The sequence below is a fragment of the Nitrospirota bacterium genome (assembly GCA_026387665.1).
GTDB lineage: Bacteria > Nitrospirota > Nitrospiria > Nitrospirales > Nitrospiraceae > Palsa-1315.
The window spans coordinates 136,320-149,530 of the sequence record JAPLLG010000003.1 but is presented as its reverse complement, the minus strand read 5'-3'; the positions used below and the strand labels follow the sequence as shown (position 1 = coordinate 149,530).

Here is a 13,211-nt window from a genome sequence, read left to right as displayed (position 1 = left end):
AGGAAGACTCGCTGCCAGTCATGCGCCGACTAACTGGCGAGGAAACGCTCCAGGAATGTGGTGGAGACATGGCCCTTTTGGAAATCGGGATCGTTGAGGATGCGTTTGTGCAGCGGGATGGTCGTCTTGATGCCTTCGATCACGAATTCGTCGAGGGCGCGGCGCATGCGGGCGATGGATTCCTGCCGGTCACGGCCATGGGTGATGACTTTGGCGATCATGGAATCGTAGAACGGGACGACCATCATGTTCGATTCCATGGCCGAGTCAACGCGGACGCCGAACCCGCCTGGCGCGCTGTATTTGGTGATCATGCCGGGACAGGGCGTGAACTTCTCCGGGTCTTCGGCATTGATGCGACATTCGAGGCTATGCCCGTTGAGTTTGATGTCTTGCTGCTTGACCGAAAGGGATTGCCCGTCGGCGATCCGGATCTGCTCCTTGATGAGATCGACGCCGGTCACCATTTCCGTAATCGCATGTTCCACCTGGATGCGGGTGTTCACTTCCATGAAAAAGAAGTTGTGATCCTTGTCGAGCAGGAACTCGACGGTGCCGACATTCCGGTAGCGCACGGCTTTGACGGCTTCGACGGCCACGCGGCAGATCTCCTTGCGGAGCTTTTCATTGACGGCAGGCGACGGTGTTTCCTCGACCAGTTTCTGATGCCGGCGCTGGATCGAACAGTCGCGCTCGCCGAAATGCACGACATGTCCGCGATGGTCTGCGGCAATCTGCACTTCGATATGGCGGGGTTCGAGAAAGTAGCGTTCGAGGTAGACGGCATCGTTGCCGAACGTCGTCTTCGCCTCCGCTTGCGCGGCTTGAAAGGCGCGCGCCAGGTCTTCGGCTTTGTTGACGACGCGCATGCCGCGTCCTCCCCCGCCGGCTGAGGCTTTGATGATGACGGGATAGCCGATCTTGCCCGCGGCTTCGAGGGCTTCCTGTTCGCTCTTCAGTTCTCCGGGACTGCCCGGCGTGACGGGCAACCCACGGCGGGCCACGATTTCGCGCGCTTTGGCTTTGTCTCCCAGGAGCGCGATATGCTCGGACGTCGGACCGATGAATTTCACGCCGATGGACTCGCAGACTTCCGCGAAGTGGGCATTCTCCGAGAGGAACCCGTATCCGGGGTGGATGGCGTCCGCCCCAGTGATCTCGGCTGCGCTCAGGACGTTGGGAATGTTGCGGTAGCTCAGGGCGGCATCCGGAGGCCCGACGCAAATCTTCTCGTCGGCGGCGCGCACATGGAGGCTCGCGGCATCGGCCTCTGAAAAGATGGCGACCGTCTTAATGCCGAGCTCTTTGCAGGCGCGAATGACTCGAAGGGCGATTTCACCGCGATTGGCTATCAATACTTTCTTGAACAACGCAAATACTCCGGTGTGGGTCAGGGACGAGGACTAGGGCGTGGCTGTCGGATCGACGAGGAAGAGCGCCTGGCCATATTCGACGGGCTTGGTGCTTTCGGCGAGAACTTTTGTGATCCGTCCGTCCACTTCTGATTCAATTTCGTTCATCAGCTTCATCGCTTCGACGATGCACAGGACCTGGCCCTTTTTCACGTAATCGCCTTCTTCCACATAGGGGTCGGCATCCGGCGAGGGAGACCGATAGAAGGTCCCGACGATCGGCGACGGGATGGTGATCATGCCGGTCGTATCTTCGGCCGGCACGGCTGCTTGGCCAGTGGGCTGAGGCGAGGACGTGGAGCTGGAGCTCCCCTGATCGGCGACGGTGGTCGTGATCGTTCTGATTTCGACTTCGTGCCGTACGCGGATTCTGAGGCCTTCGCGTTCCAGTTCCAATTCGGTCAAATCGTTCTTCTTGAGGAGGTCGATCAGTTCCTGGATATGCTTGCTTTGTTGTCCCGAGAGCAGAGGCAGGCCCTGCCCCCTCGCAGGGACGGCAAAGGTCTGAGGGGGAATGATTCGCGTCCCGCGCTTCTTCGATTTGCTTATTTTTTGTTTGCTCACCGAACACGCTCCACGTAAGACCGGGTCCGTGTATCGATCTTGATCACGGTTCCGGTTTCTAAATACAGAGGCACCTTGAGGGTGGCGCCGGTTTCGAGGGTGGCGAGTTTGGTGCCGCCGGTGGCGGTGTCGCCACGAAACCCCGGTTCAGTATCCGTCACTTTCAATTCGATGAAGTTGGGCAGCTCGACATCGATCGGGCGATGCTCGTACACGAGGATCTTCACGATCATGTTTTCTTTCAGCAGATCCGCATTGTCGCCGAGCTTGCCCTTTTCGAACGTCAGTTGCTCGTAGCTGTCCGTGTCCATAAAGGTATAGGCATCGTCGGTGGCGTAGAGGAATTGCATGTCCCGTTCTTCGAGATCCGGCTCTTCGAACCGCTCCCCTGACCGGAAGGTCCGGTCGATGACGCTGCCTGTGAGATAGCCCTTGAGCTTGGTGCGCACAAAAGCTCCGCCCTTGCCTGGTTTCACATGCTGAAACTCAATGATATAGAACGGCTGGTTATCAACCATGAGCCGCACACCACCGCGAAAATCTGTCGTGGAAATCACTCAATACTCCATTCGGACTGTAAGAGGTCGCTCAACATGCGCTGCAATTATTTTGTGCCCTTTGCCGTCCGTCGCGCTGGTGCCGGCTTGGCCGTCTTCTTCTGGCGATTGGCCGCGGTCAGATGGTCGCACAGTCCACGGAGCGCGAGGAGATAACCGGTCGGTCCCAGGCCGGCAATTTGCCCCAGGGCGACTCCCGCGATATAGGACTGATGGCGAAACTCCTCCCGCTGATGAATATTGGACAGATGGACCTCCACCGTCGGAAGGCCCACTGCCGCAATCGCATCCCGGATCGCGATGCTGGTATGGGTATAGGCGGCCGGGTTGATGATGATCCCGTCGTATTCCTTGCGCGCCTCCTGAATCCAGTTGACCAGCTCTCCCTCACTATTGGACTGGCGCAGGTCTACCTTGACGGCTAATTCCTTCGCCAACGTCCGGAGGGCCGAGTTGAGGTCATCCAGGGACAGTGTGCCGTAAATCGACTGTTCCCTGGTTCCCAGAAGATTCAGATTGGGGCCATGTAAGACTCGTATGCGTAACATGTCTTTTTCTTCAGAGACTGGGTACGTGAAGCCGGTTCCTCGTGACAGGGTCTAGCAGGGCGGCATTGTATCAGGCCGCCTCAAACCGGTCAAACTCGCAAAATTATTGGGAAGTCTTGAAGTGTGAGCTGTTTGCCGCATCGCGGTCGCGCCGCCGTGATTCGATGGTGCGAAGCCAGGCTTCCAGCTGGACCACGACTCCCGCGTGAGGCGATAGCGCAGGAACGTCCGTAAAGTCTGGCGAGACATTGGTTTGCGTGGCGAAGGCTTGGGTCTCACGAAGAGCCGATGGCTTAGGCTGTGCCGGTTCCTGTTTCACTGGCCCCCCTAACGAGGCTTGGACCAAGAGGGCCTCTTCATCCCGCGGGTTGGCGGTCAGGATGGCGGAGCAGGACTGCAGCGCCAAGTCATTTTGTCCCTGGCTCTGGTAAATCTTGATCAAGGTCCGGTGTGCGCGCAGGTTTTCCGGGCTGAGCTTGATGGACTCTTCCAGGATCGCTTGTGCTTTGGCCGGCTGCTCCATCTGGTCATAGGCACGGCCCAGTGCCACCATCGCGGTAATGAAGCCGGGATAGTATTTCAATCCATCTTTGAGCACGCCTGCCGCCTCTTGCCACATACCGGCTTTGCCATATGCTTCAGCCAACGGCAGAAACGCTTTGGACTGAGGATCTTTGGCTAACTGGGTGGCGAGCCGGTCGATTTCCAGCGCGGTCTCGGCGGAATTGTAACTCTGTGCCATGGGTGCTAACGCCTCCCTGCAACCGGCTTGGAGGCCTGGTTCGACTCTCCGGCGCGGAGTAGTGCGTGCGCCTTATTCAGGATTGCATCGGCCATCGCCCGTTTCGGCATCAGCGGCAATGTTGTCAGAGTCCCCTGCAGGTCGATCAGCGTGGCGGCGTTCTGATCGCTCCCGAATCCCGCCCCTTCTGTCGTGACATCGTTCGCCACGATGAGGTCGAGCCCTTTGGCTGCCAGCTTGTCTTTCGCATGGGCGATCAGATTGTGGGTCTCTGCGGCGAAGCCGACGAGGAGTTGGGTCGTCCGTTGGGCCGATAGCGCAGCCAGAATATCGGTGGTCCGTTCGAGCGTAAGCGTCTGGTCGGTCTGGCCCTGTTTTTTGATTTTTTGCGAAGCGGGATGGAGGGGCCGAAAATCCGCCACGGCGGCCGCCATGATCACGACAGTCGACCAGGCCAGACGCGTAGACAGGGCTTTCGTCATGTCTTCGGCTGTTTCAACCGGGATGATCTCGATGCCTCGTGGCGCGGGCAAGCCCGTGGGACCACTGACGAGCACGACTTGGGCTCCCCTGGCCCGGGCTGCTTCGGCGAGGGCATAGCCCATCTTGCCGGAGGAGCGATTGGAAATGAATCGGACCGGATCGATCGGTTCTTGCGTGGGGCCTGCGGATATCAGGACCCGATGTCCCTGCCAATCGCGTTGTGGCGCCAGGGCTGACTGCAGAGCCTCGAGGATCTTGTGTTCCTCCGCCAAGCGGCCTTGGCCGACTTTCCCGGAGGCGAGCGGTCCTTCGTCGGGATCGACGACGATCGTTCCCCTCGCACGCAAGGTCCGCACATGTTCCGTGACGGCTGGGTGCGTCCACATTCCCCCGTCCATCGCGGGCGCCATAATCAAGGGACATTGCGCCGTGAGGAGCATGGTCGAGAGCAAATCGTCGCCCAGTCCCAGCGCCGATTTCGCCAGGCAATTGGCCGTGGCCGGCGCAATCACGATGGCATCCGCCTGCTCAGGCAGCGATAAGTGTTTCATCTCCTGATGCGCCTCGAACACATCCGTCGACACGGGATGGCCGGAGAGCACTTCAAACGTCAGGGGCGTGACGAACTTCGTGGCTGATGCCGTCATCACGACCTGGACGGTGGCGCCTTCGCGGAGCAGAGTCCGGAGTAGCGAGACCGCCTTATAGGCCGCGATGCTGCCGGTCACGCCCAGCACGATTCGCGTCCCGATCAACGTCGGCCCGTTGGAGCCGGAGGGTGCCACGAATTACTCCTCGCTCTCGCCCACGACTGGCTTCGGCGTATCGTCGACATAGACGCTCAGCTCTTTTTTGATCTCTTTGGCATCGTCGCCGGTCATCATGGCAATGCGCTCCATCTCGCCTTCCCTGCCGCGCTTCGCTTCCTTCATCGCCGCCCGGGCCTCTTCGCCGACGAGGTACTTGGTCTGTCCCATGAGGACTTCGTCGAGGGCGATGGTCGTTTCTTTGGTGAAGCGCGAAGGGGCATGACGCGATCCCTGCACGATGTGCTTCGCCCGCTGGCCTGCGATGATCGCCAGCCGGTGCCGTGAGTCGAATTCGCCCGGCGCGTATTGCGGTAAGAGTCTCAACATGTCGATCATGGATGCCGTTCTCCTTTGTGAGATGAAAGATCGTCGCGATCTCAGGACTTCTGTTCGTCGTCAAGAATGAAATTATTCTCGATCCACGTCATGTTCAATCGTTTGGTCTTCAATCGCTCCGACCAGAAGATGCTTTCGAGGTCGCGCAGCGACCGGGTGAGGTCGTCGTTCCGGACGATGTAGGCGTATTCCCGATAACTCCAGACCTCTTCTTTGACCTTCTGCAGGCGGCGCTGAATCTCTTCGGGCGAGTCAGAGGCCCTGGTCTGCAGACGGGATCGGAGGACGGCGATCGAGGGAGGCAGAATAAAGATGGAGACCGAGTCTTCGAATCGTTTTTTGACCTGCATGGCCCCTTGCACGTCGATCTCGAGCAAGACGTCGATCCCCTGATCGATCTTTTCGGTCAGCGATTTCCAGGGGGTGCCGTAGAGGTTTCCGTATACGCGGGCCCACTCCACGAATTCATTGCGTTCGACCATCTCCTGAAACGGTTGTTCGTCGATGAAGTAATATTCGCGCCCATGCTCTTCGCCGGGCCGCGGTTGTCTGGTCGTATAGGACACGGAATGCCACAGGTCAGGCAGGTTCGTCGTGAGCTGTTTGCAGAGCGTAGTTTTCCCCGTCCCGGAGGGTGCGGAGATAATGAACAAAATCCCCCGTCGATCCATCGAGGATCGCGGCGGATTGGACACTGGGGCTGTGGAACTTGTGGTGGTCATGGAGCTCATTCGACGTTTTGCACCTGTTCGCGAATACGTTCGAGTTCGGCCTTCATGTGAACCACATGACCGGCGATGTCGGCGTCATTCGCTTTTGACCCGATCGTGTTGACTTCCCGCCCGATTTCCTGGAGGAGGAAATCGAGTGTTTTACCCACAGATTCTGCGCGGTTGAGCGTCTGTTCAAACTGTATCATATGCGAGTCCAGTCTGACTATTTCTTCCGTGATGTCGCCACGGTCTGCGTAGACGGCCAATTCCTGATAGAGCCTGGGGAGGTCAGGAATTTCCGATCCCAGCAGCTTCTCCACACGGGTTTTCATACGGTCAAAGGCCTCTTGAGCCAGCAGCGGGGTCCTGGCGGCGATCAGGTCCTTGTGGCCCCGAATGGTCTGGACCCGCGTTCGCATATCCTCGGTCAGGGCCTTCCCTTCGCTTGTCCGCATCCCCTCCAGGTCCGTCAGGGCCTTGGTCATCAATTGTTGCACGAGCTTCGCCAGTTTCGGGTCTTCCGTTGGCTGATCCGATACCGACACCACGTCACGGAGCCCAGCCATGAGCGCCAGATCGACCGACCCGCTCAGCTTCAGGGATTTCTTGAGAGTGAGGAAGGCCTGATGGTACTGCTTTGCGAGCGCCTGGTCAAGATTGACGCTTCCGGCGCGGCCTTTGCCGGCCTGGACCGTCACCGTGATGTCGACGCGGCCACGGGTGCAGCGTTGCTGGATGGCTTTCTTAAAGGCGTCTTCCAGCTGGCTCAGGGGCCGGGGAAGGCGGCAGGCGATTTCAAGGAACCGATGGTTGACGGAGCGCATTTCGACCGTGACCGATCCATCTTGCCAGGGAGCCTGTCGACGGCCGAAGCCGGTCATACTATGAATCATTGCGGGCCTTTCTCTTTCCATGGACAGTGCCGATAGACCGCACAGGTGCGGCACTGGGGTTTTCTCGCCAGACAGGTATAGCGGCCGTGCAACAGCAATCGTTGCGAGACGGCTGTCCATTGGGACCTCGGCATCAGCTGCTGCAAGTCCTGCTCGACCAGGTCTGGATTGTCGGACTTGGTCAGGCCCAGTCGCTTGGCCACGCGTTTGACGTGGGTATCGACGACGATACCGGGCTGGCCAAAGGCATTCCCGAGTATGACATTCGCCGTCTTTCTCCCGACGCCCGGCAAGGTGATCAATGTTTCCATCGTCCGTGGAACCTGTTCGTGAAAACGCTCCGTCACCGCTTTGCTGCAGCCAATCAGATGCTTGGCCTTGCTTTTAAAGAAGCCAGTCGAGCGAATGAGCTGTTCGACTTCCTGCTGATCGGCCCCTGCCAGATCCGATGGTCCAGGATAGCGGCGAAAGAGCGCCGGCGTGACCTGATTGACTCGCTGATCGGTACATTGGGCGGAGAGGATCGTGGCCACGAGCAGCTCCCAGGGCGACCGGTGGTCGAGCTCCATTTGGGGGGCTGGCATCGTGCGTTGGAGTGCCTTGGCAATGGCCTTGAGGCGTTCTCGGCGATCCACGGCTGGTAAGGATTTCGTAGTCATGGCTGGTAGGCGACGTGCGATTGTGCCGTGAGTTAGGACTGAGATGCAAGCGGGCCAGGGGGCGTTGATTTCCTGGAAGAGCTGCCCTCCGGGACGAGTACGGTCAGCCGTTCTTCCAGTTGCTGGATGAGCGGGCGCAGGGTCTCCGGATGCAGCGCGGAAATCCCGATCGCCCCGTACCGCTGACAGAGCACCTCTGCCTGCCCGTCCGGAAGCTGGTCGCATTTATTGAAGACCAGGATCCGTGGAAGCTCGTCGAGGGTGAGGCTTTTCAGCACGGTCTCGACGGCGGCAATATGGGCGTCCAGGTCCTTGGTCCCTGCATCGACCACATGGAGGAGAAGGTCGGCATCGCGCAACTCGTCCAGAGTCGTCCTGAAGGCAGCAAGGAGATCTTTGGGCAGGTCGCGAATGAATCCGACCGTGTCGGTGATGATCACTTCCCGGCCATGAGGAAAGCGGAGCCTCCGGCTGGTGGTGTCGAGCGTTTCAAAGACGCGCGGGGCTGCGCTCACCTGACTGTTCGTGAGGACGTTGAGCAAGGTTGATTTGCCGGCGTTCGTGTAGCCCACGATGGACAAGACAGGGAAATCCTGCCGGACGCGGCGCGAGCGCCGTTGATCTTGATGCCGGGCAAAGCCTTCGATCTCTTTCTCCAAATAGTCGATCCGCTCTCTGATGCGGCGCCGGTCTGTTTCAAGCTTCGTCTCACCTGGTCCCCTGCTGCCGATGCCCCCTCCCAAACGAGAGAGGCTCGTGCCCTGACCGGAGAGGCGTGGAAGCAGATACCGAAGCTGCGCCAACTCGACCTGGACCTTGCCTTCCCGGCTATGGGCCCGTTGCGCAAAGATGTCGAGGATTAGCTGGGTCCGGTCGATGACCGTCAGGTCGCTGATTTCCGCAATGGCGCGCAGTTGTCCGGGAGCCAAATCCTGATCGAAAATGATGAGGTCCGCTCCCTTTTGCATGGCTTGTACCAGCACGTCCTTGAGTTTGCCGCTTCCCAATTGAAACCGATGGTGGCCGCCTTGCGTGCGCTGCACGAGACGGTCGATCACCGTGAGGTCTGCGGAGGAGGCCAGTTCCGCCAGTTCAGCAAGCCGCTCTTCCTGCTCGGCTTTGCTTTTGGGCGAGGCGCTCACGAGGATGGCGGTCTGCCCCTGGGCCATCGTGTGCGACGCGCTTTCACGCTGGAGCTCTGATTCCAGTTCGCGAATGAAGGTTTCGAAGCTCACCGGACATTGCTGTACCTGCGTTGGCTTGAGCAGCGTGTATAGAGGCTCATTGGGCCTGGGTGGATTCAGATGGGCCAGGGAGAGCAAGCCCGGTTCGCCCTTGGCTGTGACGGCCAAGGTGCCGATCATATCGAGCCGGAGCAGTCCCAACATGGTGAGGTCTTCCTGGCTGATCGGTTCTGCTTTCAAACTCGATCGGATCAGTCTCAGGCCTCTGAGCGAGCGAGGAGTTGCCCGAAACGTGGTCAGCGTTGTTGGCGACGGTTCGGTGCCGGCCCCGACCAGCACGTCTTGCACGGCTCCACGCCTGGTGATGACGAGGCCGATGGGACGACGAATCTCAATGGTAAACTGGGCGAGCGTTTTGGCCGCTTCAGAAGAGATGACGTCATTCGCGGGCATGCGCCGCCGATAGAGTCGCTCAAGCATGGCGAGTTGGCTGGCGCGGAGACCGAGCACTTGTCCGTGAATCTCTGGAATGGGCGTCGTGTCCTTTGTGTGAGTGGTTACATCGCTTGCGCGAAGGGTGCAGCCATGGAGGCTTGGGCATCTAAGTCGAGTGAGGCACGGATCCCTGCGCGAAGGGCTTGTCTCCCCGCTGCGGCAATCATTGCCGCATTATCGGTGCAGTAGCTCAGCGGGGGAAGACTCAGGCGAATATTTTCGGAATCGGCTCGTCGTTGGAGCAACGTGCGTAATCGAGAATTGGCGGAGACCCCTCCGACAACGGCCAAGGCTTGCGCGTCAGAGGCCTGGGCCGCGGCAAGGGCCTTCTCGACCAGGATGGTGACGATGGCCTCTTGATAGCCGGCCGCAAGATCGGCAGATTGCGCCAGGCGAGATTGCTCAGGCATCGCTTGAACTGTGTAGAGCAAAGATGTCTTCACACCACTGAAACTAAAATCGAGACTCCCCTTCTTAAGCTGGGATCTCGGGAAGGCAATGGCCTGCGGGTTTCCCTGTCGAGCCAAGCGATCGATGGCGGGTCCTCCAGGATATTCCAGTCCCAGCATCTGCGCGCCCTTGTCAAAGGCCTCCCCTGCCGCATCGTCTTTGGTCGCGCCCAGGAGCCGGCAGTGACCGAGCGAGTCTTTGAGGTAGAGGTGAGTATGGCCTCCCGACACCACGAGAACGACGCAGGGGAGCGGGAAGGCCGGGTCCTGCAGCCAGGCGGAGGCGATATGGCCTTCCAGGTGGCTCACGCCGACCATCGGAATGCTCAAGGCATAGGCCAGGGCTTTGGCATAGTTGACCCCCACGAGGAGCGCACCGGCCAGACCCGGTCCCTGGGTGACGGCAATGCCAGAAAGATCCGTCCAGGCGAGACCTGCCTGCTGCAGCGCCTCAACTGAGACCTGTTCGACCGATTCGATATGGGCACGGGAGGCGAGCTCGGGCACGACGCCACCGAAGCGCTGATGCACAGCATGTTGCGACGTAATAATGTTCGAGAGGACGGAGCCGTCCGTTGCCAGCACCGAGGCGGCCGTTTCATCGCACGACGTCTCGATCCCGAGGATGGGGCCAGGGACCCAGGCAGAGACGGGATGTTGTACGGTCGTGGGCATGAGGTGGTACTCGTAGGAAACCGAGAGTCTTGCTGCGAATGGATTATGTTCGAGTAGTAAAATAACACGACCCTTGTGGCGTATACCACAAGGGTCGTGTCGTTCATATTTTTTGCGATGATATCGCGCAGGGACAGGCCTTAGACTCCGGCCATAGCCTCTTGCTCGACGAATGCTGGCGCGCCGTCGCGCAGCACCACACGGATCTTTCGGCAATCCTTGAACCGGCCCTTGATCATCTCTTCGGAGAGAGGATCGCCGAGCGCGCGCTGAATTGTCCGGCGCATCGGTCTGGCTCCGTAGAGCGGTTCGTAGCCTTCTTTGATCAGCCACTGTTTGACGTCGTCCTCGACCTCGAGCTCCACACCCTTCTCCATGAGACGAAGGTTGAGTTCGCTCAAGAGGATATCGAGAATATTGGAGAGATGCACTTTGTCCAGCTGATGGAAGACCACGACTTCGTCGATCCGGTTCAGGAACTCCGGACTGAACGAGCGGCGCAATTCGCTCAGGACTTCTTCCTTCTTGTGGCGCGCCTGATCACCTTCCGTGTTCTGGAAGCCGAGCGAGACACCCTTTTGGATCATCTTGGTCCCGATGTTGGACGTCATGATGATGACGCAATTCTTGAAATCGACCTTGCGTCCGAGGCTGTCGGTCAACACGCCGTCGTCCAAGACCTGTAAGAGGATGTTGAACACGTCGGGATGGGCCTTTTCGATTTCGTCGAAGAGGACCACGGAATAGGGCCGGCGCCGGACCCGCTCCGTCAATTGACCGCCCTCTTCATAGCCCACGTATCCCGGCGGAGCGCCGAAGAGTCGCGAGCTGGTGAACTTCTCTTGATATTCGGACATGTCGATCCGGATGAGCGAATCTTCACTATTGAAGAGGAACTCGGCCAGCGTGCGAGCCAGCTCGGTTTTCCCGACTCCGGTGGGTCCCAGGAAAATGAAGGAGCCGATGGGCTTCCGCGCTTCCTTCAGGCCGGCGCGTGACCGCCTGATGGCCCGGGCCACGGCGGAGATCGCTTCGTTCTGGCCGACTACGCGCTTGTGGAGGAACTCCTCCATGCGCAGGAGCTTGTTGGATTCTTCTTCTTCGAGCTTGAAGAGCGGAATGCCCGTCATCTTGGAGACGACATAGGCCACGTCTTCTTTCCCGATCGTCGGCTTGTTCTTTTCCTGATTCTTCTTCCACTCGCGCTTGGATTCGTCGAGGAGTTTGCGCAGACGCTCTTCTTCTTCGCGATGGCGAACCGCTTCCTCGAAGTTCTGCATCGAGATGGCCAGTTCCTTTTCGCGAGACACCTTCTTCAGCTCTTGCTCCATCGCCTTCAGCTCCGAAGGCAAGGCATAGGTCTGCAACTTCGCCCGCGACCCGGTCTCGTCGATCAAATCGATCGCCTTGTCCGGGAGGAACCGGTCGCTGATGTAGCGATCGGACAGTTTGACCGCTTCGAGAATGGCTTCCTCTGAAATCTCGACGCCATGATGCTCCTCGTACCGGTCGCGCAGCCCTCGGATGATCTGCACCGTTTCGTCGATGCTCGGCGGCTGGACGTGAATCGGCTGGAACCGGCGTTTGAGGGCTCCGTCTTTTTCAATGTGTTTGCGATATTCATCCAGCGTCGTGGCGCCGATGCACTGAATTTCGCCGCGTGACAGAGCCGGCTTGAGCATGTTGGAGGCATCAATCGATCCTTCCGCCGCCCCTGCTCCGACTAAGGTATGCAGTTCGTCGATGAAGATGATGATGTTGCCAGCCTGGACGATTTCCTTCATCACGACTTTCAGCCGTTCTTCGAACTGGCCGCGATATTTCGTCCCTGCCACCAATGCACCAAGGTCGAGGGCAATGACGCGGCGTGAGAGCAGATTGTCCGGCACTTCGGACTGGACGATTCGCTGGGCGAGACCTTCCACGATGGCGGTCTTGCCGACGCCGGCTTCCCCGATGAGCACAGGGTTGTTTTTTGAACGGCGGCTGAGGATCTGCAAGACCCGTTCGATTTCGTCGGCGCGTCCGATGACGGGATCCAGATGCCCTTCCTGGGCCAGCTGGGTCAGATCGCGGCCGAACTCGTCGAGCGCGGGAGTGTTGCTCTTCCGGTCGCGCTCACGTGGAGCGGACTTCCGTAAGAAGGTGACGGTCAGTTGTCGGGCGGTCAGGAGGTTGGCGCCTAAGCTGCGCAGGATCTTTCCGCCGATCCCCTCTTCTTCCCGAAGCAGCCCCAATAAGAGGTGTTCGCTGCCGATATGATTGTGTCCGAGCAGGCGGGCTTCTTCGACCCCGTACTCGATGACTTTTTTCACCCGGGGGCTGAAGGGGATTTCCCCAAAGGTCATCGTGGTTCCCCCACCTGGCAAATTCCGTTCAATCTCCAAACGGATTTGTTCGGTCGAGAGTCCCATCTTCTTCAAGATCATCAGGGCGATTCCGTCTGACTCACGGAGGATAGCCAAGACGAGATGCTCGGTACCGAGGTAGTCGTTCTGATGACGCTCTGCCTCTTCCCGCGCCAGGATGATGATCTTCCGACCCTTGTCCGTGAATCGTTCGAACATCCTGCCTCCTTTTAGGTGGGCCTAAATAACCAGGTAACGGTGTGCAAACCTATCGAAAAATCTGGTCTAATTCTAACCAGAAGGATTTTAGGTGTCAAGGCTGCGAGGGAATCGCACCGCCTGAT

The 13,211-nt window shown here is 59.0% G+C and carries 13 protein-coding genes; all 13 read right to left on the bottom strand.

The features are described from left to right. Window positions 1-29: 29 nt before the first annotated feature. Window positions 30-1,370: an acetyl-CoA carboxylase biotin carboxylase subunit gene (gene accC / locus NT179_01365; GenBank protein ID MCX5720665.1), complete on the bottom strand. Its 1,341-nt coding sequence runs from the start codon at window positions 1,368-1,370 to the stop codon at window positions 30-32. 33 nt (window positions 1,371-1,403) lie between these two features. Next, the gene (accB, locus tag NT179_01360; GenBank protein ID MCX5720664.1) at window positions 1,404-1,976 is read right to left on the bottom strand and encodes an acetyl-CoA carboxylase biotin carboxyl carrier protein; all 573 of its coding nucleotides are present in this window, start codon (window positions 1,974-1,976) and stop codon (window positions 1,404-1,406) included. Next, window positions 1,973-2,533, bottom strand: a complete 561-nt coding sequence (gene efp / locus NT179_01355) for an elongation factor P (protein MCX5720663.1) — start codon at window positions 2,531-2,533, stop codon at window positions 1,973-1,975. The genes accB and efp overlap by 4 nt, the downstream gene beginning before the upstream one ends. Before the next feature lie 47 nt (window positions 2,534-2,580). Continuing rightward, window positions 2,581-3,081 (bottom strand): type II 3-dehydroquinate dehydratase, encoded by a 501-nt coding sequence (aroQ, locus tag NT179_01350; GenBank protein MCX5720662.1) that lies wholly within the window; start codon window positions 3,079-3,081, stop codon window positions 2,581-2,583. A 103-nt stretch (window positions 3,082-3,184) separates the two neighbouring features. Beyond that, a complete protein-coding gene (locus tag NT179_01345; GenBank protein MCX5720661.1) occupies window positions 3,185-3,823 on the bottom strand; it encodes a tetratricopeptide repeat protein in 639 nt (212 codons plus the stop codon). A gap of 5 nt (window positions 3,824-3,828) precedes the next feature. Further along, window positions 3,829-5,091 carry a bifunctional phosphopantothenoylcysteine decarboxylase/phosphopantothenate--cysteine ligase CoaBC gene (coaBC, locus tag NT179_01340; protein ID MCX5720660.1) on the bottom strand — a complete coding sequence of 421 codons (1,263 nt, stop codon included), beginning with the start codon at window positions 5,089-5,091 and terminating at the stop codon, window positions 3,829-3,831. Window positions 5,092-5,094: 3 nt separating this feature from the next. Further along, a complete protein-coding gene (locus tag NT179_01335; protein ID MCX5720659.1) occupies window positions 5,095-5,451 on the bottom strand; it encodes a DNA-directed RNA polymerase subunit omega in 357 nt (118 codons plus the stop codon). 41 nt (window positions 5,452-5,492) lie between these two features. Continuing rightward, a complete protein-coding gene (gene gmk / locus NT179_01330) occupies window positions 5,493-6,122 on the bottom strand; it encodes a guanylate kinase (GenBank protein MCX5720658.1) in 630 nt (209 codons plus the stop codon). Window positions 6,123-6,178: 56 nt separating this feature from the next. Then, a complete protein-coding gene (locus NT179_01325) occupies window positions 6,179-7,057 on the bottom strand; it encodes a YicC family protein (GenBank protein ID MCX5720657.1) in 879 nt (292 codons plus the stop codon). Beyond that, window positions 7,054-7,692, bottom strand: coding sequence for an endonuclease III (nth, locus tag NT179_01320; GenBank protein ID MCX5720656.1), 639 nt, complete (start codon window positions 7,690-7,692; stop codon window positions 7,054-7,056). Before nth ends, NT179_01325 begins: the two co-directional genes overlap by 4 nt. A gap of 56 nt (window positions 7,693-7,748) precedes the next feature. After that, window positions 7,749-9,380 (bottom strand): GTPase HflX, encoded by a 1,632-nt coding sequence (hflX, locus tag NT179_01315; protein MCX5720655.1) that lies wholly within the window; start codon window positions 9,378-9,380, stop codon window positions 7,749-7,751. Between the two features lie 77 nt (window positions 9,381-9,457). Beyond that, entirely contained in the window at window positions 9,458-10,519 is a 1,062-nt protein-coding gene (tsaD, locus tag NT179_01310) for a tRNA (adenosine(37)-N6)-threonylcarbamoyltransferase complex transferase subunit TsaD (protein ID MCX5720654.1), read from the bottom strand. Between the two features lie 140 nt (window positions 10,520-10,659). Further along, window positions 10,660-13,086: an ATP-dependent Clp protease ATP-binding subunit gene (locus NT179_01305; GenBank protein ID MCX5720653.1), complete on the bottom strand. Its 2,427-nt coding sequence runs from the start codon at window positions 13,084-13,086 to the stop codon at window positions 10,660-10,662. Window positions 13,087-13,211: the final 125 nt, after the last annotated feature.